We start from the raw sequence: 22,784 nt of genomic DNA on the forward strand, positions 1-22,784 counted from the left end.
TTAGTATCCTTTTCGTATTTCTTTGGGGAATGTCCCCATAATCCCGAGGATGCCCCGTGTTCGACTACCTCAAACACAAAATCAAAACCTACGCCGTCAACCCCCTTACCGGCATGGTTCACGAAAAACAGGAAGCACTTGCCCGCAAAACCGCCGAACGGGCCGCGACCATACTGTTTTGGCTGACTGCCGGACTGACCGGCATTTTCACCCTTATCCTCGCCTTGCTCAGCCTTTCCCTGCTTATCGGACAACTGCTGGGCAGCTATCTGTACGGCCTCTTCATCTTTACCGCCCTATTCATCCTGATTTTCCTCATCCTCCTATCCATACGCAAGCGCATCGAAACCGCCGTCCGACAAGCACTGTTCCGCCTCCTCAAACCCCAAATCCCCCAAGAAATCCAAAACGCAGACGGCATCACCGACAACACGGCACATTCCCTTCCCAACCAAGACAACCCGACCTGAAACAAAATGCCGTCTGAAACATCTGCTGTTTCAGACGGCATTTTGTTCGGACGTTTTCAGGAGAAAAGGTCGAGTGCTTTGACAAAGACCATCACCACGCCGTAGGCGAGCGGTATGACGGCCAATGCCCAACGCCACCAGACCGATATGCCGCCGCCGGAAACTTTTTCGCCCACAAGGTAAGCGTCGGATATGGCGGTTTCGTCATCGGGGTTGCCGCTGTGTGCGGCGGTTTTGATGTCTTTTTCATGGTGTTTTTCGTGTACGGATTTGACGGCGAGATTGCACAACAAACCGATAATCAGCAGGCCCGCCATAATGTACATGGTTACGCTGTATGCCTGTGCCGCCGGTATGCCGCTGTCGATTTGGCTTTGGCGTATGTAATTGACCAGTACCGGGCCGATGACGGCGGCGGTTGACCAGGCCAGCAGGATGCGCCCGTGAATCGCGCCGACCTGATAGGTGCCGAACAGGTCTTTCAGGTAGGCGGGAATGGCGGCAAATCCGCCGCCGTACATGGAAATAATCACGCAAAAGCCGATGATGAACAGGGCTTTGCTGCCGCCCTCGCCGATGGAGGGAACGGCGAAATACAGCAGCGAACCGAGTACGAAGAAGATGGTGTAGGTGTTTTTGCGTCCAATTTTGTCGGAAACGCTCGACCATAAAAAGCGTCCGCCCATGTTAAACAGGCTAAGGAGGCTGACAAAGCCTGCCGCCGCACCTGCGCCGACTGCCGCCTGCCTGCCTACGGAGGTTTCGGAAAAAAGTTCCTGAATCATCACGGATGCCTGACCCAATACGCCGATGCCGGCGGTTACGTTCAGGCACAATACCCAGAACAACAGCCAAAACTGCGGCGTTTTCATGGCTTGGGACACGTTGACATGATTGCTGCTGACCAGCTTGTTTTGCGTTTTCGGCGCGGTATAGCCTTCAGGTTTCCAGCCGTCGGCAGGTACGCGGATAGTAAACGCGCCGAACATCATCAGTGCGAGGTAAAGCAGACCCAATACGGCGAAGGTTTCGGCAACCCCAACCGAAGCAGCGTTTGAAAAGGCGTTCATCAGTGATACGGAAAGCGGCGAGGCGAGCATTGCGCCGCCGCCGAAACCCATAATCGCCAAACCGGTCGCCATACCCGGCTTGTCGGGAAACCATTTCATCAGTGTGGAAACCGGCCCGATGTAGCCCAAACCCAAGCCTACGCCGCCGATGACGCCGTTGCCCAAATAAAGCAGGAAGAGGTTGTGCGTACTCACGCCGAATGCGGATACGAAAAAGCCCAGGCTGAAGCAGCAGGCGGCGGCAAATATGGCTTTGCGCGGCCCTACCCGTTCCATCCATGTGCCGAACAGGGCGGCCGACGCGCCCAGCATCGCGAGTGCGATACTGAAAATCCAACCTACGGTCGTCAGCTTCCAATCTCCGGCCACCGATTCGGTTATGCCGATAAGTTTGGTCAGCGGCGCGTTGAATACGGAATAGGCGTAAATCTGCCCGATGGCAAGGTGCACCGCCAATGCTGCGGGCGGTACGAGCCAACGGTTGAAACCCGGCTTGGCAATGCTTGCCTCACGGTCTAAAAACTTCATAACATCCTCTTTCTGTCAGTTGAAAAATAAAATTTCATTTGATCAATGTAACTTATTGAAAATTATAAAAATATTTGGTTGGTTTTTATCCGCCCCAAGATGCCCCGTCTGAAACATTTTGGGTGTACGGAGAGGTTTCTGTTTTTTCCGATAAATTCCTGCGGCTTTTCGCTTCCGGATTCCCGCTTTTGCGGGAATGACGGCAGAGGGGGAGCGGTTTTTCCGATTGAGTTTAAATACAATCAAACAAATCCTGCTGCCCTTGTTCTTTGCTTACGCGCACGTCGGCTTCGCCGTCGGCGAAGGTAATGTGCAGCTTCTGCCCCTGCTTCAAAACATCGGCGTTGCGGATGACTTGTCCGCGTGTGTTTTTGACGACGGAAAAGCCGCGCTCCAGAATGTGCTGCGGCGAAACGGCTTCGAGCAATGCGGCTTGGGCAGCCAGACTTTGGCGGCGACGGGCGAGCAGCTGGCGGAAGGCGTGCGACAAGGTCGTCTGAAAGCGGTCGATGTCTTGCCGGTAAACGGAAACATCAGGACGGTAATGTTGCAGGGCTTGGGTTTGGCGTTCGAAACGGGCAGTGTGGGCGCGGACGTTTTGCGTCATCGAGTAGGATAGGGTTTGCGCCAGTTTGTGAATGTAGGTGCGCTGTTCATTGAGCTTTTGGCGCGGATGACGGATTTGCCGCGCAAGCCAGTCAAGTTTTTGGCTGGCATCGAAATAGCGTTGCTCCAAAACGGTTTTCAGACGGCCTTGCGCTTGGGCGAGACGATGTAGCGATTCTTGGCGGTTGGGACTGACCAGCTCCGCCGCACCGGTCGGCGTGGGCGCGCGCATATCGGCGACGAAGTCGGCGAGCGTGAAATCGGTTTCGTGGCCTACGCCGCTGACGACCGGAATCGTGCAGGCTTCAATGGCGCGCACGACCGGTTCTTCGTTAAACGCCCACAAGTCTTCAATGCTGCCGCCGCCGCGACAGACAATCAATACGTCGCATTCGGCGCGTTGCGATGCGGTTTTAATCGCTTGGGCAATCTGAAATTCGCTGCCCGCGCCTTGAACGGCGGTCGGATAGACGATAACGGGGATTTCGGGCGCGCGGCGATTTAAGGTGGTTACAACATCGCGCAAAGCCGCCGCCGCCAGACTGGTTACGATGCCGATACATTGCGGACGGGCGGGCAAAGGTTTTTTGCGTTCCGCCGCAAACGCGCCTTCCGCCTGCAACTGCGCCTTCAACCGCTCGTAGGCTTCGTAAAGCTGCCCCAAACCTTTGAGCCGCACCTCATTCACGGTAATTTGAAATTCGCCCCGCGCTTCATAAATACTGATTTTTCCTGATACCTCGATATGGTCGCCTTCTTTCAAAGGCTTCGCCAAACGCGCCGCTGCACCTTTGAACATCGCGCAACGCACCTGTGCGCGGCTGTCTTTGAGTGAGAAATAATAATGCCCGCTGGCGGCACGGGTCAGATTGGACACTTCGCCCGCAATCCACAAACCGGCAAGGTGGTTTTCCAAAAGACTTTTGGCAAATGCGTTCAACTCAGAAACGGACAATACGTCAGAATGAAAAAAATCAGACATCGAATCAATCAAATAATAAAAAATATGAATATGTTTAAAAGCCTAAGGCGACATTAGCCCGCCTAAATTGTCAACAATATTATAACACGCGCCATCTTGCCGCCCGACTTTGCCCGTATGACTTTTTTAAGCGGGGAATGGGAAAAATATTCATCAACCTGCCTGCAATCTATTCAAATTGCACCGCCGGCAGGCTATGATGCGGATATTTTCAACAGGAGGAAAAATGGATACGCAGGCAGTTATCACACATATTGTCCGATGGTTGGACGAATACGCCGCTCAGGCAAATGTAAAAGGATTCGTCGTAGGCGTTTCCGGCGGCATCGATTCCGCCGTCGTCTCAGCACTCGCCGCCCGCACCGGCCGCACCACGCTGCTTCTGGATATGCCGATACGCCAACACCCCGACCAGCTTGAGCGGGCAAGGCTGCACATCCGCAATCTGCAACGGCAATATGCCAATGTAAGCGCGCAAACGGTCGATCTGACCGACACCTTCCAGACCTTTGAACAAACCGTCGGCGTTCATCAGACGGTATTTGACAATCAGCCGCTTTCCCTCGCCAACGCCAGAAGCCGCCTGCGTATGCTGACCCTGTACTACTACGGGCAGATACACGGACTGCTGGTTACGGGGACAGGTAATAAAATTGAAGATTTCGGCGTGGGATTTTTTACTAAATACGGCGACGGCGGCGTGGACATCAGTCCGATTGCCGACCTGACCAAAACGCAGGTTTACCGACTTGCCGAAGCATTGGGCGTGGACAAGGCGATTCAAAAAGCTCCGCCGACCGACGGCCTGTGGGATACGGAACGCACCGACGAGGAACAGATGGGCGCAAGCTATCCCGAACTGGAGTGGGCAATGGGCGTGTACGGCACGCGCAAACCCGAAGATTTTGAAGGGCGGCGGCGCGAAGTTTTGGAAATCTATACGCGGCTGCACCGCGCGATGCAGCACAAAATCAACCCGATTCCCGTGTGCCGCATCCCGCCCGAATTGTTGTGCTGAAACGTGGAAATGCCGTCTGAAGCGGAAAACCGTGTTTCAGACGGCATGGAAATATCCGACTCCCGTTCCTTAAGAAGCAAGTACGCGGACAAACAGAATATCGTTTTCCAAATGAATGTGGTCGTTCAAATCCTCCACCATTTCTTTCGCCAGCGCGTAAAGCCGCGTCCAGCTTCCGCAAGCCCCTTCGGGCGCTTGGAAATTGTCGGTCAGCTCTTTGAGCCGTGCGATGGCGCGGTCGTGTTCTTCGTGTTCGTGCATCATCACGCTGATCGGCATCGCCGCACCGCGTCCGACACCCTGATTAATCATCGGAAACAGCATCCTTTCCTCTTTCATCATATGCATCAGCAGTTCGTTCTGCATATAGGCAAGCAGCCCGGCAATTTCCGCCGGAAAGGTATCGGCATGGACTTGGGCCACTTTTTGCGCCAGCGGCACCAATTCTTCAAATTGTGCACGGTGTACATTGTGGTAGCGTTGCAGGATATGATCGACAGTCGCACCAAAGGGAGCAGTTTCCCAAACGGAAAAATCAGTCATCGCAGTGTTCCTTTTATAGGGTTTCGGGTTTGGTTTTGAACATTCATACTTTAAGAATCTATTTAAACGGAGCATACACCGCCCGCGCGTTTCTGTACAGCTTCAAAAACATTCCTTACATTTTGATAATAAAAGTAATTTTCAAAAATAAAATACTGTCCGAACCGTTTTTTAGAATTTGCAAAGGCGATTGGGACGGTACAGAAAAACTATTATCCCGCCCGCCCACTTGAAATTTTTATGCCCAAGCCCTATCCTGCACGCTATCGTGCCAATCCCAACCGAAAAGGAAAAATAATGAGCAGCGAATTAATCGTACACACCGGCGATGCCGCCTTCGAGCAAGATGTTTTGAAATCCGACCTCCCCGTCCTGCTGGACTTTTGGGCTCCGTGGTGCGGCCCCTGCAAAATGATTGCCCCGATTTTGGACGACATCGCCGCCGAATTTGAAGGCCGTCTGAAAGTAGTCAAAATCAACATCGACGACAACGAAGCCACCCCGTCCCGTTTCGGCGTGCGCGGTATTCCGACCCTGATGGTGTTCAAAAACGGCGAAGTCGTGGCTACCAAAGTCGGCGCATTGGCAAAAGGTCAGCTGACCGCCTTTGTCGAAGCCTCCATCGCCTGATAAAGCGCAATCGAAAAGCCGCCGGAAGATTTCGGCGGCTTTTTCGCACCCTTAAGATTTGTGGCGGATTTCCCAGCACCGGTGGATTTTTTTGTTGCGGAAATCCTCGGGAACGGATTGTTTGGAAATGTCTTTTACGGCGTATTGTTCCGATACCGAATCGTCCAAAACGAAGCTGCGCAGGTTGTTGGAAAAGTACAAAATGCCGTCTGAAGCGAGCAGCTTCACCGCGCCGTCAATCAGCTTTTTGTGGTCGCGCTGGATGTCGAGAATGTCGGACATTTTCTTGCTGTTGGAAAAACTGGGCGGATCCATCACAATGAGGTCAAACCGCCTGCCTTCCCCATATGCCGTCTGAAGATATTGGAACACGTCGGCGCGGACAATTTTGTGCCGTTCCATATCGATGCCGTTCAATTCAAAATTGCGCTTCGCCCAATCGAGATACGTATTGGACAAATCGACGGTTTCGCTGGATGCCGCGCCGCCGGTCGCCGCATAGACGGTAAAGCTGCCGGTGTAGGAAAACAGGTTTAAAAACCGTTTGCCCGCCGCCGTTTCGCCGACTTTTTTGCGCGTGTTTCGATGATCCAAAAAAAGCCCCGTATCCAAATACTTATCAAGGTTGACCCAAAACTTGCGGCCGTTTTCGGCAATAACGAAATCGTCGCCCGCCTTTCCGGTTTTCTCGTATTGCTGCAAACCTTTTTGGCGTTCGCGGCGTTTGAGGTGGATTTGTTCGGGTGCAAAACCGGTAACGAAGGCGACGGCTTCCAGCACTTCGGCAAGCCACGCTTCGTATTCTTCGTGCTGCATCAGCCAGCCGGTATCGTATTCCTGAAGGTGGATTTGGTCGCCGTAAACATCGGCGGCAAAGGGAAATTGGGGAATATCGCGGTCGTAAATGCGCCAGGCTTCGATGCCGTTGCGTTTCGCCCATTTCATAAGGTGTTTGATGTTTTTGCCCATGCGGTTGGCAAACGGTGTGATGTCGGTCATTGATTTCAGGCGGAATAAAGTGGAAAACGGCAATTTTACTGTAATTAACGCCCGATTGCTTGACCGTTTCGGGCAAACCCTATACCATCCGCCGCTTATCTTGTCATACGAAGCCATCGCCTTCCAACCTAAACCGCCCTTCCGGGCGCGTTTCTTTTGTTGCTTTGATTTTGCAAAGCGTATCTGTGCAGGTTGCCGTCGATGTAAACCACAAGCGAGCCGCTTGCGACAACCCTGTAACTTCACATTCCCCGTATCGTTACCCTTCCCTGCTTCAGGCCGTCTGAACCTTTCGGACGCGGGCGTTGTTGTCTTCCAAGGATAGCCATGTCTATTAAATTTGCCGATTTGAACCTTGATAAAAACATTTTGTCCGCCGTGAGCAGCGAGGGTTACGAAAGCCCGACACCGATTCAGGCGCAAGCCATTCCGTTTGCTTTGGAAGGCCGCGACATCATGGCTTCGGCGCAAACCGGCTCCGGCAAAACCGCCGCCTTCCTGCTGCCGACGTTGCAGCGGCTGACCAAACGCAGCGAAAAACCGGGCAAAGGCCCGCGCGCGTTGGTGTTAACGCCGACCCGCGAATTGGCGGCGCAAGTCGAGAAAAACGCGCTGGCGTATGCCAAAAATATGCGTTGGTTCCGTACCGTCAGCATCGTCGGCGGTGCATCGTTCGGCTACCAAACCCGTGCTTTGAGCAAACCGGTCGACCTAATTGTCGCCACGCCGGGCCGTCTGATGGACTTGATGCAAAGCGGCAAAGTCGATTTCGCCCGCTTGGAAGTGCTGATTTTGGACGAAGCCGACCGTATGTTGGACATGGGCTTTATCGACGACATCGAAACCATCGTCAAAGCCACCCCGGCCGACCGTCAGACTTTATTGTTCTCCGCCACTTGGGACGGCGCGGTCGGCAAACTGGCGCGCAAACTGACCAAAGACCCTGAAGTCATCGAAGTCGAACGCGTGGACGACCAAGGCAAAATCGAAGAACAACTGCTGTACTGCGACGATATGCGCCACAAAAACCGCCTGCTCGACCACATCCTGCGCGACGCCAACATCGACCAATGCGTGATTTTCACGTCCACCAAAGCCATGACCGAGGTCATCGCGGATGAGTTGTACGAAAAAGGTTTCGCCGCCAACTGCCTGCACGGCGATATGCCGCAAGGCTGGCGCAACCGCACGCTGATGGATTTGCGTAAAGGCCGCTGCAAAATTTTGGTTGCCACCGACGTTGCCGCACGCGGTATCGACGTACCGACCATTACCCACGTCATCAACTACGACCTGCCGAAACAGGCGGAAGACTACGTCCACCGCATCGGCCGTACAGGTCGCGCAGGCCGCACCGGTATCGCGATTACTTTTGCCGAAGTAAACGAATACGTCAAAGTACACAAAATCGAAAAATACATCGGCCGCAAATTGCCTGAGCTGACCATCGAAGGCATGGAACCGACACGCAAACGCAAACCGGCCGGCGGCAAGCCGAAAGGCAAAGGCGGCTGGGGCGATCGTAAATCCGGCGGCCGGCGCGGCGATCATAAACCGGGCAAAGAAGGCTTCGGCGGCAAAACGCGCGGCGAAGGTTTCAAGAAAGAGGGCTTTAAGAAAGATAGTTTCAGAAAAACCGGCGAAGGCTTCAAAGGCAAACGCAAAGCCGGCGATTCTTTTGCAGACAAAAGCGAACGCCGTTACAAAGACCGCTAAGCCCCAACCTGCCGCATAAACCAATGCCGTCTGAAACCGATTTCGGGTTTCAGACGGCATTTTTATATAGTGGATTAACAAAAATCAGGACAAGGCGACGAAGCCGCAGACAGTACAAATAGTACGGAACCGATTCACTTGGTGCTTCAGCACCTTAGAGAATCGTTCTCTTTGAGCTAAGCCGAGGCAACGCCGTACTGGTTTTTGTTAATCCACATTATTCTAAATCAAGGATCTTATCTAAATCAAAGGATTGCTGCCATTCGTTTATGAGGACTTGTATTCAATACAAGTCCTAACATCTTAATCATGGCGCAGCGTATAAGCGTGGATTTGCAGCCCAATCTATACTTTCTGATTCTATTCATTAAGCCATTATGCTTATTCCTCAATCACGGTTTCCACCACCGAATGAATACTTTTAGGCAATTGCAAAAAAGCATTCCAAGCAATTAAAGCAGTTTTAAAAGTATGCAGCGAACAGCTTAAATCAGGCCAGCCGTCTTCTTCATCAAATTCGTTGTTATAGAAAACTACTTTTTCAGCAGAAATATCCCAGCAAAAACCTTGTCCACCTCCTGAATAAACTTCATTGGGATTATTTTCTGCTTGATGGATAAATTCTAAATTTTCATCAATGTCTTTTTGTAGATAAAGGTCTCCTGTTAAAACATAAATTAAGTATTCATATATTCTATCTTTAATTATTTCATTATTTTCTTCATCTAAAAATATACATCTTTTTAATAGTTCTCCATTAAATTCATAAATATCGTAATAAGCTTTAAAAATAGATATCATATCATTTCCTTATCTTCCATAAATTGGATATGCTGTTCCTCTTGGTGTAATAAACCCTTTATAATGTTTCAGCACCGCCCGGCTTTGATACCCAAAGGATTAGGCTGCAATAAAAACCCTTTTCCGCTTTGGTAACGATTGAAATTTATGTAAATTCAAATACCTAGATTCCTTCCTACGCGGGAATGACGCGGAAAGGTTCAGATGCAGGGTGGGCATTCCCGCCCGCCAAATCCCGCCCTTGCATCGGTCGGCAAGAATGCTCGCCCTACGGTTTGACGGTTCGATATGATGCCGTCTGAAAACCCAACGGCGGCATGACAATGCCGCCCTGCCAACGCACCTGGGTCAGAATTGCCATCCCGACATCAAACGCTTGGAAACGAAATGCCGTCTGAAAATCAAACGGCAACATAACAATGCCCCCCCTAACAAATGCAAAAATGCCGTCTGAAAGCCCTTCAGACGGCATTGGCGCGACGGATTTACCGCCTCCTGCCGAAACCGCGCATAGCGGGGCGGCGGTAATTGGCAGGCGGGCGCGTTGTCGGGCGGGAACGCTGCGCCTGCGCCGCCTGTTGTTTTGCACGGAGGCTGCGCGTGTTCAAATCCCTGCTGGTGCGCGCATTGGGATGTGCGGACTGATGGTAGGCTGCACGCGCGCGCCGGGCGACGGGGCTGTCTTGGTTGCCTGCCCGTGTGAATTTGTTTGCCAGCGCGTTGCCGATAAACGCGCCTGCCGCCGCGCCGACCAGGCTTTGCAGCAGCCAGCTTCCTGTCGATTGGTCGTAAATATACTGCTGCCCGTCTTTACCGGTAACGGGTTGCCCGTTGTTGCCGTTTGCCTGTGCTTCGGCAGGAATGGTGTCTTTGACTGCTTCGGGAGTCAGTTGGTAAACCGTATCGTCTGCCTGCTGTGCGAGCTGCTGTTGCAGGGCTTCAATCTGTTTCTGCTGCTGTTCGAGCCGCGCCTGCGTGTCGTCTTGGCAGGCGGTAAGTGCGAATGTTGCGATAAGCGCGGAGGCGATGATTTTTTTCATGTGTGTCCTGTTCGGGTGGAAAATCGGTTTTATTGTATCGCCGTCGGGAATTTTGGCAAGCATTCTGCCGGCAAATCGTGATGTTTACAGGGGCAGGGGGTGCAGTTTGCGGACAAATGCGAGGCTGTTGGCGACGGGGTTGCCTTTGTTTTCGACTTCGTGTTCGGTTTCTACGGTCAGCAGGCGGCGGTTTTTGTGTTTGTTCAGGCTCAATTCGGCTTGCGCGGGTGTGAAAAACAGGCGGTGTTTTTCGGCAAAGCGGCGGGCGCGGCTGTTGGCGGTTTTCAATACTTGCAGCAGCGATACGTCCAGATGGAAGCAGCGCACGCCCAATACGAGAATCCGTGCGGCAAAAAAATCGGCGGCATCGGTAAACTCGGTGGGGCTGCTGCGGCTGAAATCGTGCCGTTCGGCGGCTATCAGGGCGGCAACGGTGCGGATTTGCGGAATCATCGATTCGCTGATGAGTGTGTCGTCCCGCCCTGCATCGAGAAGCATGGGGGAAAAATCCTGCGTATCATCGACAATAATGCTGCAAGTGTGCAGGGTTTCGTTTTGTGCGGCGGTTTGGGGCATTGCATTCATGGTCATTTTCCTGATTCTGTCGTGTGTTGCCGAATCGGGCGACCTGTGTGAAGGTAACAAAAAAGCCGCCCTGTTCCGAGCGGCCTGTTTTGCGTATGGGATGGATTTCAAGCAAGCGCAAAAAAGTACCGCACGTCTGTGTGGTACCAATAGCAGTAAGCGGTTGTAAACATTTTGCCTTGCATGATGAAATGCCGTCTGAAGATAAAAATATTGGGGAGAGTCTAAATCAAAACGCTGCCGCGCCTCAAGCACTTTATCGAAATTTTTTTGATTTTTCATCTATCCTATTGAAAATATTTTGGTTTATTTTTACCGCTACCCGATATTGTCGGCAATTTCCCTTTATCCGCCTTGAAAAACGGTGCATAATCCCGAGCAAAACCGCAATCAGGAGCAATTATGCAAAATTATCTGACCCCCAATTTCGCCTTTGCCCCGATGATTCCCGAACGCGCTTCAGGCAGCCGCGTTTGGGATACGGAAGGGCGTAAATATATTGATTTTTCAGGCGGCATCGCCGTTAACGCGCTGGGACACTGCCACCCTGCCCTTGCCGATGCTTTAAACGAGCAGATGCACAAGCTGTGGCACATTTCCAATATCTATACGACGCGTCCGGCGCAGGAATTGGCGCAAAAATTGGTTGCAAACAGCTTTGCCGACAAGGTTTTTTTCTGCAACTCGGGCGCGGAAGCAAATGAGGCGGCGTTGAAGCTGGCAAGGAAATATGCGCGCGACCGTTTCGGCGGAGGTAAAAGCGAAATCGTCGCCTGTATCAACAGTTTCCACGGACGCACGCTGTTTACCGTGTCCGTCGGCGGCCAGCCGAAATACAGCAAGGATTATGCACCGCTGCCGCAAGGCGTTACGCACGTTCCGTTCAACGATATTGCCGCTCTGGAAGCTGCCGTCGGCGAACAGACCTGCGCGGTCATCATCGAGCCGATACAGGGCGAAAGCGGCATCCTGCCCGCCACTGCGGAATATTTGCAAACCGCGCGCCGTCTGTGCGACCGGCACAATGCATTGTTGATTTTGGACGAAGTTCAAACCGGTATGGGGCATACGGGCAGGCTGTTTGCCTATGAACATTACGGCGTTGTTCCCGATATTTTGAGTTCGGCAAAAGCCTTGGGCTGCGGTTTTCCGATCGGCGCGATGCTGGCGGAGGAAGAGGTTGCCGCCGCCTTCCAACCGGGTACGCACGGCTCGACTTTCGGCGGCAACCCGATGGCGTGTGCGGTCGGCAGCCGCGCATTCGACATCATCAATGCGCCCGAAACTTTAAACCATGTCCGTGAACAGGGGCGGAAACTTCAGACGGCATTGCTGGATTTGGGCAGGAAAACGGGCTTGTTCTCACAGGTTCGCGGGATGGGGCTGCTGCTCGGCTGCGTGTTGGACGCGCCTTATTGCGGACGCGCATCCGAAATAACCGCCGCCGCGTTGAAACACGGCGTGATGATTTTGGTTGCGGGTGCGGACGTATTGCGTTTCGCGCCTTCGCTGCTGTTGAACGATGAAGATATGGCGGAAGGTTTGGCGCGTCTGGAAAACGCGCTGGCGGAATTTGCCGCCGCAAACCGCCCCTAGGTAGAAAGCAGATGCCGTCTGAAGGCGGGAAGGCTTCAGACGGCATCAGAAACAAAAAACCGCTTCGGAAACGTGGTTCGGCGTTCCGAAGCGGTTTTGTTTGCCATCAGGACTCGAACACCAATTCCGGTTCCCTGCCCTCTTCAATGACTGCCTTGCCGACCACCACTTTTTTCAAGCCTTGCAAATCAGGCAGGCGGTACATGGTATCCAACAGACAGCGTTCGACGATGGACCGCAGGCCGCGCGCGCCGGTTTTGCGTTCCATTGCCTGCCGCGCGATGGAACGCAATGCGCCTTCTTCAAACTCCAGTTCGACATTTTCCATGCCGAACAAGGCTTGATACTGCTTGACCAAGGCGTTTTTCGGCTCGGTTAAAATATTAATCAGCGCGTCCTCATCCAGTTCTTCTAGTGTTGCAATCACGGGCAAACGTCCGATCAATTCAGGAATCAGACCGAATTTGATCAAATCTTCCGGTTCGACGATGCCGAACAGCTTGGTAATGTCGGCATCCTCGTCCTTGCTGTGAACGGACGCACCGAAACCGATACCGCCTTTCTCGGTGCGCTGGCGAATCACTTTTTCCAAGCCTGCAAACGCGCCGCCGCAGATAAACAGGATGTTGGTGGTATCGACGTTGATAAATTCCTGATTTGGATGCTTGCGGCCGCCTTGGGGCGGAACACTTGCCACCGTACCTTCAATCAGTTTCAGCAAGGCTTGCTGCACACCTTCGCCGGATACGTCGCGGGTAATCGACGGGTTGTCGCTTTTGCGTGAAATTTTATCGATTTCGTCGATATAGACGATGCCGCGCTGGGCTTTTTCGACATCGAAATCACATTTACCCAAAAGCTTGGTAATAATTTGCTCGACGTCTTCACCGACATAACCTGCCTCGGTCAGCGTGGTTGCGTCCGCCATCACGAACGGTACGTCCAGTTTGCGCGCCAAAGATTGCGCCAGCAGGGTTTTACCCGAACCGGTCGGGCCGATAAGCAGGATGTTGGATTTCGACAATTCGACATTACCGCCGACTTTAGGATGGCGCAGGCGTTTGTAATGGTTGTACACCGACACCGCCAAGGCTTTCTTGGCTTGTTCCTGACCGATAACGTGGTCGTTGAGGTTGGCGACGATTTCGGCGGGCGTGGGCAGCTTGCCGGATTCCTCCGGCTCCCCTCCGGCACTTTCCGGAGGCGTGCCATCATTTCCGTCTTCATGCAATATTTCAATACAGTTTGAGACGCATTCGTCGCAGATAAAGGCGTTTTCGCCCTCAATCAAATGTTTGACGTGTGATTTGGATTTTCCGCAAAAGGAACAGGTACGGTTTTCGTTGGACATGGCTTTCTTTACAATGTATGCGTTGCAGAAACGGCACGCGCCGTTCGGGTTGCCAAGTATAATAACTATATCCGTGCTTATCAATATAAAAGAATAGCATACATCTCAAGAATCAATTCTCTCGACTAAGATGTATATACCAACCATTTTTTATAGGACGATATAACTCTATATTTGCAGAATATCTTTGAGCAACTTGATCCAAATCTTCCTCCGTAATTCTTTCTACGATATACATTTCAGTGCTGGGATCTAAGGCAACCTCTTTATCGTAGTTCTTTATATGATCCTCAAGATTTGGAGTATAGACATACTCCTTGTACCCTCCGCTGATAGAAACACCCCATGTATGAAAGAGCAAGCATACTTCTGATATCCCATCATACTGTATACTAATAATATCCAGTCTCTTGATTAAAGAGTCCAATTCCTTTTTATCTTTAGATGAAATAACATAGGCTGTACTATCTGTTTCGTCATAAGGGGGATAATGAAATCCATCGTACTTAACAGAAATTTTTCTCAATCTCTCAAATTCAGACTCGTAGAGATTGAAATGCTCTAACATTTGATGATCTGACGACACATTATTTCTTGTACACCCAAAAAGCAAAAAAATGAATGTAATTAAAAAGAATATTAATAATTTAGGCATTTCTTGATATTTACAGGTTTGTTATCTTAATAAGATTTATAGATTTCATCTAAGATAACTTGAGCCGTTAAAAAAGAAGGAGTTCCTCCATATCTATTATATAGTCTGAAACCTATTTTGATAGCTTCATTATATCTATAAAGGAAATTTTAAAGTACACCCATAATGGAAAAAATGTTTTATCAAATTAGCGACCCCACACAAAATGTTCCCGAAGGAGATGACAGTTGGATAGATCAATTGAAACAAGAGAATATAATGTGCGATTGTGGAAATATCATTAAACATACAGCAATTGATGTCTTTCTAAATGAAAAAATAAAAAAAAGTTTTGCTCCAATTACCTACACAAGAGGTACATTTATTGGAATGTTACATAAAGATATTGTTTCATTACTGGGCATTCAAAATATTGAGAATGTATATTTTGTAGGAAAGGTTTATGATGTAAACAAAACTGTATCCAAAGAATACATTTCAGTTGTTCCAAAATTTAGAATTTATATAAGGGGAGGGAAAGAATCAACTTGTAGTATATGTGAAAAGTGCGGAGTCGTTTTATATTTTCCTTTGCCATTAAATAGTTGGTATATTGTGGATAAATCTATCCCAAATCTCACTTTCTTTCCAAGCGCTTTAACAGGTATTATTGTGAATGACGAAATTTTAAAACAAATAAAAAAATCAGGAATTAAAAGAATTGGATATGAAAAATTGCCAGTATTAAAAGAAGCAATTGATGGTCACAATAGTTGTTTTGGGGCTTTGCCACCGGAATAATGACCTTTTCGGCAAAATCAAGAGTACTCGCAATGTCTTAGTTCCCTCAATATCACTCGCATCATCAAAAGCTGCTAAAAAATCTGCATCCCAAAGTTCTCTAATCCGATTTTGAATGTATTGAGAAACCCATGCCCCCAAATTTCGATTATTATCTTTCAACTGTACTACTCCTGCCTCGGCTGTTAACTCCCATTCTGTAAACCCAACCGCTTTTCCGATAAAACCATAGTGTATATTTAGACCACAAATCATAGAAAAACAAGAAATGTTTATTCTTATCACAAGACCAATGTTTATACCCTTGAAGTCTTTGTATTGCCTTCTTGTGATCCCAAGGACATCCTGCCGCGTATTACCTTAAAATCCCGCCGATTCGGTTATAATACGCCCCTTCGCAACCGCCCCGGCGGCAGAAATGCCGTCTGAAACCAAATCTGAGGATATTCATGAAAAAACCCCAACGCGGCTACGCCCGCCAAGACCGTGTCAAAGAACAAATTATGCGCGAGCTTGCCAAACTCGTCCGTACCGGACTGAAAGACCCGCGCGCCGGCTTCATCACCATCAACGAAGTCGAAGTTACCCGCGATTACAGCCACGCCACCGTGTTCTACACCGTTTTGAACCAAGATACGCGCGAAATTACGGAAGAAGTGCTGGAACACGCACGCGGACACCTCCGCAGCGAATTGGCCAAACGCATCAAGCTGTTCAAAATCCCCGAGCTGCATTTCAAATACGACGAATCCTTGGAACGCGGTATGAACCTGTCCGCCCTTATCGACCAAGTGGCGGCGGAAAAACCGGTTGAAGACTGATACTGCCAGAATGAACAATCTGATTCCCGAACATTTAGCCGCCTATGCACATAGTGATAGCCTGCAAATTGAAGGCAGGCATCGTTGCTTTTCATTATCCTGCCAAGGTAGAGATACTTTCCACATCCGTTACTACGGAGAGCCTTTTGACGGATTGATTACCGATACTGATAAGGCGCCGGTAAAAATTGTGGCGGTAGAAGCTGTAAGCGGCGATGAAATCGTACTGTTTGATGGCGCGGAACATGGCTATAACGCTATGTTTTGCGACAAATATAGCCCAAATCAAAAGCAAAACAGAATGTTAACTGATTTGGATGAGTATGCTTACCGGGTTCTGATCCATCTTTATTACAATATAGACTACGAAGATGAATATGAAGATTTCGTCAATTTTGAAGGACAAGTCCCCTTAATTGATGGCCGAATCATTAGTTTTGACTCATTAAAACGAAATGGCTTTGATGCAATCAGCGTTGATCTAATTGATGAAAAACACTCTGTTCGTGAATTATTGAATGAAGAATTAAGCTGACACACAGGCCGTCTGAACCCTTTCAGACGGTCTGAACATTAATATTCCCTAATTGATATGACCAATAAACCCGCCAAACGCCCGGTCAACGGCGTTCTTCTTCTCGACAAACCCGAAGGCCTTTCCAGCAACACCGCCCTGCAAAAAGCGCGGCGTTTGTTTCATGCCGAAAAAGCAGGGCATACCGGCGTGCTCGATCCTTTGGCAACCGGACTTTTGCCCGTCTGCTTCGGCGAAGCGGCCAAGTTCGCCCAATACCTGCTGGATGCCGACAAAGCCTACACCGCCACGCTGAAACTCGGCGAAGCCAGCAGCACGGGCGACGCCGAAGGCGAAATCATCGCCACCGCACGCGCCGATATTTCTTTAGCCGAATTTCAGACGGCATGCCAAGCCCTGACGGGCGACATCCGCCAAGTGCCGCCGATGTTTTCCGCCCTCAAACACGAAGGCAAACCGCTGTACGAATACGCGCGCAAAGGCATCGTCATCGAACGCAAGCCGCGCGACATCACCGTTTACGCCATTGATATTACCGAGTTTGACGCGCCCAAAGCCGTGATAAACGTACGTTGCAGCAAAGGCACCTACATCCGCACCCTCAGCGAAGACATCGCCAAACACATCGGCACGTTCGCCCACCTGACCGCCCTGCGCCGCACCGAAACCGCAGGCTTTACCATCACCCAAAGCCACACGCTCGAAGCCTTGGCAAACTTGGACGAAACAGAACGCGACAGCTTGCTGCTACCCTGCGACGTATTGGTTTCACACTTCCCCCAAACCGTTTTAAACGATTATGCCGTCCATATGCTCCAATGCGGGCAAAGGCCGCGTTTCGAGGAAGACCTACCTTCCGATACGCCGGTACGCGTTTACACTGAAACCGGAGAATTTGTCGGTTTAGCAGAATATCAAAAGGAAATATGCCGTCTGAAAGCCTTGCGCCTGATGAATACTGCGGTATCCGCCGCCTGAACGGCGGTTAAAAATACGGGCTGTGTTTGAATAATGTGTTGATATTTCCGTAAAATCACGACACACTCGGACACTCGCCCCGCTTATCGCAACTTTGCGAACGCCCCCCGGAAACAGCAAAGACATCAAAGAATTGATTTTATTAGAATTTATTTGCAAAGCCATTTGCCGTTACACAAGAATGGTACATTAAAATGACTGATGAGGATTTATAACGATGAAGACAGACATTCAAGCCGAATTAACCCAAGCCCTGCTATCACACGAAAAAGTATGGGCGAACGAAGAAAAAACCATTTTAGCCAAAAACATTCTGTTGGATTTGGTGGAAAAAACCGACCCGGCCATTATCGGTTTGTTATTGAATAATGATGAGTTAAAACGCCATTTCTTTGTGGAAGTGAATGGTGTTTTGGTATTTAAATTGCAGGATTTTCGTTTTTTCTTGGACAAACACAGCGTCAATAATTCCTACACAAAATACGCCAACCGCATTGGTTTGACGGACGGCAACCGCTTTTTGAAAGACAATTCGGATATTGTGTTGGATTTTCCGTTTAAAGATTGCGTATTGAATGGCGGGCAAAGCACCGAAGAAGGCGAAGAGATTTATTTTAAACGCAATAATAGTCAGCCAGCCAGCCAGCCAGCCAGCCAGCCAGCCAGCCAGCCAGCCAGCCAGCCAATTATACACCAAATTAACCCGAAAAAGACAAGAAATCTTTTTTAATCAAACGCTTGCTTTTGATGAAATCGATCGGCTTTTTGACGCAAAAGCATTCTCAAAATTCTCCCGCTACACCACAGACGGCAAACAAGCCGTTGGCGAAATCAAACGTAGTTCAGACGGCACACCCGCTGAAAATCTCATTATCAAAGGCAATAATCTGATTGCCCTGCACTCGCTTGCCAAGCAGTTTAGGGGCAAAGTGAAGTTGATTTATATTGACCCGCCATATAACACGGGCAATGACGGTTTCAAATACAACGACAAATTTAATCACTCCACTTGGCTGACTTTTATGAAAAACCGTCTAGAAATCGCCAAAGAGCTGCTTATGGAAGACGGTTCGATTTTTGTGTCAATTGACGACAACGAACAGGCATATTTGAAAATTTTAATGGATGAAGTTTTCGGAAATGAAAATTTCATCTGCAATTTTATTTGGGAAAAAAAGACAGGTGCGTCCGATGCCAAACAGATAGCGACTATTACAGAGTTTGTCTTATGTTACTCAAAGAACTTTAAAACAGTTAAATTAAATAAAAATACGTCTTCTTATGATACAGAGAGATACAAATTAAGTGATAAGTTTGAACAGGAAAGAGGCAAATATTATATCGACAATTTAGATAGAGGAGGATTGCAGTATAGTGACAGTTTGAATTTTGCAATCCAATGTCCAGATGGCACTTTTACGTATCCGAATGGCAGGACTGAATTTGTCAATGATGGCTGGATATGGAAATGGAGTAAAAATAAAATTGATTGGGCAATAACAAACGGTTTTTTGGAGTTTAGAAAATCAAAGTCTAAAAAATCTGGATGGAGTGTATGTTATAAAAACTATATGTTGGTTGATAACGAAAACAAGCCGATAGAACGTTCTGCTCCCTATAAGAACTTAATACAGGATATCTTAAATACACATGCGACAGATGAATTGAAAAAACTGTTCGGCAGCAAAGTTTTTACTACTCCAAAACCTGAGAGCTTATTGCAGTATCTTATTCAAATCGCCACATCCGAATCCGACATCGTCCTAGACTACCATTTAGGCAGTGGCACAACCGCTGTCGTTGCTCATAAAATGAACCGCCAATATATCGGCATTGAACAAATGGATTATATTGAAACACTTGCCGTTGAACGCTTAAAAAAAGTGATTGATGGCGAGCAAGGCGGTATTTCCAAAGCCGTGAATTGGCAAGGTGGTAGCGAGTTTGTTTATGCCGAACTTGCCCCATTTAACGAAACCGCAAAACAACAAATTTTGGCTTGCGAAGATTCAGACGGCATCAAAACGCTGTTTGAAGGTTTATGCGAACGCTATTTCTTGAAATACAACGTCAGCATAAATGAATTTAGTCAAATCATTCAAGAGCCTGAATTTCAATCCTTGGCATTAGACGAATAAAAACAAATGGTGCTTGAAATGTTGGATTTAAATCAAATGTATGTTTCATTATCCGAAATGGACGACGAGCAATTTGCAGATTGCCTGAACGATGATGATAAAGCCTTAAGCCGTGCGTTCTATCAAGCGGAGAAAAAAGATGGCGAATAATAAAATTTTGTTTGAAGTGATTGAAAACCGCAAAACTGTGTATTTGGAAGACGGAGATGATGAAAAATTCAGGCTGCCTGAATTTGTAGAACGCAATTTAAAATATCCGTTTTTTGAATGGCAAAAATCGGCTTTAGAAAATTTTGTGATTTTTGACCGTACTTCAAAATTAAAGGATTTTCCCGACATCAAAAACCGCCCTACCCATTTGCTGTTCAATATGGCAACCGGTGCCGGCAAAACGATGATGATGGCAGCCTTGATTCTGTATTATTTTGAAAAAGGGTATCGGCATTTTTTGTTTTTTGTGAATCAAAACAATATTGTGGATAAAACGGAAAATAATTTTATTGACCCAACGCACGCAAAATTTTTATTTACCGAGAAGATTTTGCAAGGTAATAATGTAATTCCTATTCGCAAAGTGGAAACGTTTAGCCAATATTCAGACGGCATTGAAATTAAATTTACCAGCATTCAAAAGCTGTATAACGATATTCACACCGAACGGGAAAACCAAACCACATTGGTGGATTTGCACGGTTTGAACCTTGTAATGCTGGGCGATGAAGCGCACCATTTAAACGCGCAAACCAAAGGCAAAAAACAAGGCGAGTTGGATTTGGAAGTGGAATTAAGAGCCAATGCAGGCAATGCCGAAATTGAACGAAAAGGCTGGGAGCATATGGTTTTGGAATTGTTGCTCAATAAAAATGGCAATCCCGGCCAAAATGTGCTGTTGGAATTTACCGCCACGCTGCCTGAAAATGCTGACGTGCAACAAAAATACGCGGATAAAATCATCACAAAATTTGGGTTAAAAGAATTTTTGCAAAAAGGTTATACCAAAGAAATCAATTTGGTATCCAGTACGCTGGGTAAGAAAGAGCGGGTGTTGCACGCTTTATTGTTTGCTTGGTATCGCCATCAAATTGCGTTGAAATATGACATTGCCAATTTTAAGCCTGTGATGTTGTTTAGAAGTAAGACGATTGATGAATCAAAAGCGGATTATTCGGCATTTTTAAATTGGGCGGAAAATGTACAGGCGGATGATTTTTCGTTTTTAACGACATTTTCAACAAGCTTAAACGATAGCGATAACGCCAACGAACAAGGCAAAACCCGCACCGAACAAGCCCTAAAATTTATGCAGGAAAATGGCTTTGAGTTTGCACATTTGGCAAATTGGGTGAAACAAAATTATCAAAAACACAATGTCATTATTACCAACTCCGAAACCAACAAAACCAAAACCGAAAAAACCGACAGCGAAACCGAAAAATTGCTAAACAATTTGGAAGCGGCTGATAATCCAATCCGCGCCATTTTTACGGTGGATAGATTAACCGAAGGTTGGGACGTTTTAAATTTGTTTGATATTGTGCGTTTGTATGAAGGGCAAAACGGCGGAGGTTCAAATAAAAAATCAGGCAAAACGGCTGCCGCCACCGTATCGGAAAAGCAGTTGATCGGTCGCGGCGTGCGTTATTTTCCATTTGCGTTTGAAGATAAACAGCCGAATAAACGCAAATTTGACAACGACATGCAACACGAATTGCGTATTTTGGAAGAATTGTTTTATTACACGCACGATGAGCAATCCCGCTATATTTCAGAACTGAAAAACGAGTTGCGAAAAGACGGTTATTTGCCTGAAAAAGACGGTGATAAGGTATTGGCAACATTTAAACTCAAATCTGAATTTGCCGATAATAAGGATTTTAGAGAATTGTTAATTTGGGCAAATAAAAAAATCCCCAACCCAAACGCCAAAAGCAATAATGCATACAGCCTGCAAGCCAATCCGCAAACGCTTTCATTCCAAGTTCACGGTAATCAACTGTTGCAGGAAACGCAATTTACAGCCGATGAAAATGATGAAACCGCCCGACAAATCGGCACACAAAATAATTTTACTCAAACCATAAAAATGAGTGAAATGGAGCGGCATATTTTCAATAAAGCATTACATATCAAAGGGAAAAACAGTCAATCTTTATTCCATTTTGACCGCCTGCAAAGCAAACTCGACATTCAAAATCGCAATGAATTGCAAAATAAATTGTTGAAAGACTGGCAGATTGAATTTTTGGGATTAGGGCAAGATAAACAGGTTCGCCCGGATGATAAACTTGCAGGCTGCCTGACAATCTTGGAAATGGTTGAAAAACACCTCAATGAAAGTGATATACCGTTTATCGGTACAAAAGAATTTACGCCTAAGAAATTGGGGGAAATTTTCGGCACGCCAAAACAAAAATGGGTCAAAAAAGATGATGTAAAAACGACTATTGCCACGCAAAATGATTGGTATGTGATGGATAATTTTGCTGGAACGAGTTTGGAAGAAGCGTTAATTCAATTTATTTCAGAGCGTTTGGGCGATTTGAAATCTAAATATGACGTTCATTTAATCCGCAATGAAGAAGTGTTTAAATTGAATAACTTTGCCGATGGTGAAGGATTTATGCCGGACTTTGTTTTATTGCTGAAAGATAAACAAAAATCTTCTTCCGACAGCGTGGACGGCTTTTTGCATTACCAAATTTTCATTGAACCGAAAGGCGGGCATTTAGTGGAAAATGATTCGTGGAAAGCAGCTTTTTTAGAGGCAATCACAGTGGAATATGGGAAGGATAAAATCCTGCAAAAAGATACACCGCATTATCGTTTGATCGGTTTACCGTTTTTTACTGATCATCAGAAAAATGGACAATTTGCGGAGTCATTCCCTTTAGGTGCGGCATCGCTTGAAAAATGAAGTAGTGCATTGCCGGCAGCCCCGTTTG

General features: G+C 47.9%; 22 protein-coding genes and 1 pseudogene. 12 read left to right on the forward strand and 11 right to left on the reverse strand.

The features are described 5' to 3' along the window. The first annotated feature begins 56 nt into the window (after nucleotides 1–56). Nucleotides 57–470, forward strand: coding sequence for a hypothetical protein (locus DBY86_RS04020; RefSeq protein WP_107819005.1), 414 nt, complete (start codon nucleotides 57–59; stop codon nucleotides 468–470). Between the two features lie 56 nt (nucleotides 471–526). Here DBY86_RS04020 and DBY86_RS04025 read toward each other — a convergent pair whose 3' ends face one another. Both DBY86_RS04025 and xseA read right to left on the reverse strand, forming a co-directional pair. After that, nucleotides 527–2,068 carry an L-lactate MFS transporter gene (locus tag DBY86_RS04025; protein ID WP_107819006.1) on the reverse strand — a complete coding sequence of 514 codons (1,542 nt, stop codon included), beginning with the start codon at nucleotides 2,066–2,068 and terminating at the stop codon, nucleotides 527–529. A gap of 232 nt (nucleotides 2,069–2,300) precedes the next feature. Further along, a complete protein-coding gene (xseA, locus tag DBY86_RS04035) occupies nucleotides 2,301–3,656 on the reverse strand; it encodes an exodeoxyribonuclease VII large subunit (protein ID WP_107819043.1) in 1,356 nt (451 codons plus the stop codon). 196 nt (nucleotides 3,657–3,852) lie between these two features. Here xseA and nadE point away from each other — a divergent pair, with 196 nt between their 5' ends. Then, nucleotides 3,853–4,674 carry an NAD(+) synthase gene (gene nadE, locus DBY86_RS04045; RefSeq protein WP_107819008.1) on the forward strand — a complete coding sequence of 274 codons (822 nt, stop codon included), beginning with the start codon at nucleotides 3,853–3,855 and terminating at the stop codon, nucleotides 4,672–4,674. A 69-nt stretch (nucleotides 4,675–4,743) separates the two neighbouring features. Here nadE and dnrN read toward each other — a convergent pair whose 3' ends face one another. Further along, nucleotides 4,744–5,217: an iron-sulfur cluster repair protein DnrN gene (gene dnrN / locus DBY86_RS04050; RefSeq protein WP_107819009.1), complete on the reverse strand. Its 474-nt coding sequence runs from the start codon at nucleotides 5,215–5,217 to the stop codon at nucleotides 4,744–4,746. Nucleotides 5,218–5,514: 297 nt separating this feature from the next. Between dnrN and trxA the strand changes: the two genes are divergently transcribed. Beyond that, nucleotides 5,515–5,847: a thioredoxin TrxA gene (trxA, locus tag DBY86_RS04060; RefSeq protein ID WP_002247584.1), complete on the forward strand. Its 333-nt coding sequence runs from the start codon at nucleotides 5,515–5,517 to the stop codon at nucleotides 5,845–5,847. 51 nt (nucleotides 5,848–5,898) lie between these two features. Here trxA and DBY86_RS04065 read toward each other — a convergent pair whose 3' ends face one another. Further along, the gene (locus DBY86_RS04065; RefSeq protein ID WP_199901040.1) at nucleotides 5,899–6,846 is read right to left on the reverse strand and encodes a class I SAM-dependent methyltransferase; all 948 of its coding nucleotides are present in this window, start codon (nucleotides 6,844–6,846) and stop codon (nucleotides 5,899–5,901) included. Nucleotides 6,847–7,173: 327 nt separating this feature from the next. Between DBY86_RS04065 and DBY86_RS04075 the strand changes: the two genes are divergently transcribed. Continuing rightward, a complete protein-coding gene (locus tag DBY86_RS04075; RefSeq protein ID WP_107819012.1) occupies nucleotides 7,174–8,562 on the forward strand; it encodes a DEAD/DEAH box helicase in 1,389 nt (462 codons plus the stop codon). A 381-nt stretch (nucleotides 8,563–8,943) separates the two neighbouring features. Here DBY86_RS04075 and DBY86_RS04080 read toward each other — a convergent pair whose 3' ends face one another. The 4 genes from DBY86_RS04080 to DBY86_RS04095 all read right to left on the reverse strand — a co-directional run bounded on the left by DBY86_RS04080 (nucleotide 8,944) and on the right by DBY86_RS04095 (nucleotide 10,988). Beyond that, on the reverse strand, nucleotides 8,944–9,363 hold the full coding sequence (locus DBY86_RS04080; RefSeq protein ID WP_019271405.1) for a hypothetical protein: 420 nt from the start codon (nucleotides 9,361–9,363) through the stop codon (nucleotides 8,944–8,946). Between the two features lie 268 nt (nucleotides 9,364–9,631). Beyond that, on the reverse strand, nucleotides 9,632–9,835 hold the full coding sequence (locus tag DBY86_RS04085; protein WP_107819013.1) for a hypothetical protein: 204 nt from the start codon (nucleotides 9,833–9,835) through the stop codon (nucleotides 9,632–9,634). Nucleotides 9,836–9,848: 13 nt separating this feature from the next. Next, nucleotides 9,849–10,403 (reverse strand): hypothetical protein, encoded by a 555-nt coding sequence (locus DBY86_RS04090; protein ID WP_107819045.1) that lies wholly within the window; start codon nucleotides 10,401–10,403, stop codon nucleotides 9,849–9,851. Nucleotides 10,404–10,487: 84 nt separating this feature from the next. After that, a complete protein-coding gene (locus DBY86_RS04095; protein ID WP_107819014.1) occupies nucleotides 10,488–10,988 on the reverse strand; it encodes a hypothetical protein in 501 nt (166 codons plus the stop codon). Nucleotides 10,989–11,390: 402 nt separating this feature from the next. On the opposite strand from DBY86_RS04095, the gene DBY86_RS04105 reads away from it, so the two are divergent. Beyond that, nucleotides 11,391–12,584, forward strand: coding sequence for an acetylornithine/succinyldiaminopimelate transaminase (locus DBY86_RS04105; RefSeq protein ID WP_107819015.1), 1,194 nt, complete (start codon nucleotides 11,391–11,393; stop codon nucleotides 12,582–12,584). A gap of 106 nt (nucleotides 12,585–12,690) precedes the next feature. Here DBY86_RS04105 and clpX read toward each other — a convergent pair whose 3' ends face one another. Continuing rightward, nucleotides 12,691–13,935, reverse strand: a complete 1,245-nt coding sequence (clpX, locus tag DBY86_RS04110) for an ATP-dependent Clp protease ATP-binding subunit ClpX (RefSeq protein WP_107819016.1) — start codon at nucleotides 13,933–13,935, stop codon at nucleotides 12,691–12,693. 112 nt (nucleotides 13,936–14,047) lie between these two features. Then, complete coding sequence (locus DBY86_RS04115) at nucleotides 14,048–14,503, reverse strand: DUF4948 family protein (protein WP_007172853.1); 456 nt, start codon at nucleotides 14,501–14,503, stop codon at nucleotides 14,048–14,050. Nucleotides 14,504–14,755: 252 nt separating this feature from the next. On the opposite strand from DBY86_RS04115, the gene DBY86_RS04120 reads away from it, so the two are divergent. Next, complete coding sequence (locus DBY86_RS04120; protein WP_107819017.1) at nucleotides 14,756–15,370, forward strand: hypothetical protein; 615 nt, start codon at nucleotides 14,756–14,758, stop codon at nucleotides 15,368–15,370. On the opposite strand, the gene DBY86_RS14095 is transcribed toward DBY86_RS04120, so the two are convergent. Beyond that, a complete protein-coding gene (locus tag DBY86_RS14095) occupies nucleotides 15,314–15,625 on the reverse strand; it encodes a polymorphic toxin type 44 domain-containing protein (RefSeq protein WP_107819018.1) in 312 nt (103 codons plus the stop codon). The genes DBY86_RS04120 and DBY86_RS14095 overlap by 57 nt on opposite strands. 194 nt (nucleotides 15,626–15,819) lie before the next feature. On the opposite strand from DBY86_RS14095, the gene rbfA reads away from it, so the two are divergent. The 6 genes and pseudogenes from rbfA to DBY86_RS04155 all read left to right on the forward strand — a co-directional run bounded on the left by rbfA (nucleotide 15,820) and on the right by DBY86_RS04155 (nucleotide 22,756). After that, the gene (gene rbfA, locus DBY86_RS04130) at nucleotides 15,820–16,191 is read left to right on the forward strand and encodes a 30S ribosome-binding factor RbfA (RefSeq protein WP_107819019.1); all 372 of its coding nucleotides are present in this window, start codon (nucleotides 15,820–15,822) and stop codon (nucleotides 16,189–16,191) included. Between the two features lie 10 nt (nucleotides 16,192–16,201). Next, complete coding sequence (locus tag DBY86_RS04135) at nucleotides 16,202–16,726, forward strand: hypothetical protein (protein ID WP_199901046.1); 525 nt, start codon at nucleotides 16,202–16,204, stop codon at nucleotides 16,724–16,726. A gap of 57 nt (nucleotides 16,727–16,783) precedes the next feature. Next, the gene (gene truB, locus DBY86_RS04140) at nucleotides 16,784–17,704 is read left to right on the forward strand and encodes a tRNA pseudouridine(55) synthase TruB (RefSeq protein WP_107819021.1); all 921 of its coding nucleotides are present in this window, start codon (nucleotides 16,784–16,786) and stop codon (nucleotides 17,702–17,704) included. Between the two features lie 217 nt (nucleotides 17,705–17,921). After that, a complete protein-coding gene (locus tag DBY86_RS04145; RefSeq protein WP_159068546.1) occupies nucleotides 17,922–18,434 on the forward strand; it encodes a site-specific DNA-methyltransferase in 513 nt (170 codons plus the stop codon). Then, nucleotides 18,331–19,992, forward strand: a pseudogene (locus tag DBY86_RS04150) (site-specific DNA-methyltransferase). The gene DBY86_RS04145 and the pseudogene DBY86_RS04150 overlap by 104 nt, the downstream one beginning before the upstream one ends. Beyond that, nucleotides 19,982–22,756 carry a DEAD/DEAH box helicase family protein gene (locus DBY86_RS04155; protein ID WP_107819022.1) on the forward strand — a complete coding sequence of 925 codons (2,775 nt, stop codon included), beginning with the start codon at nucleotides 19,982–19,984 and terminating at the stop codon, nucleotides 22,754–22,756. Before DBY86_RS04150 ends, DBY86_RS04155 begins: the two are co-directional and overlap by 11 nt. Nucleotides 22,757–22,784: the final 28 nt, after the last annotated feature.

This window comes from Neisseria bergeri (genome assembly GCA_003044455.1).
Lineage (GTDB): Bacteria > Pseudomonadota > Gammaproteobacteria > Burkholderiales > Neisseriaceae > Neisseria > Neisseria bergeri.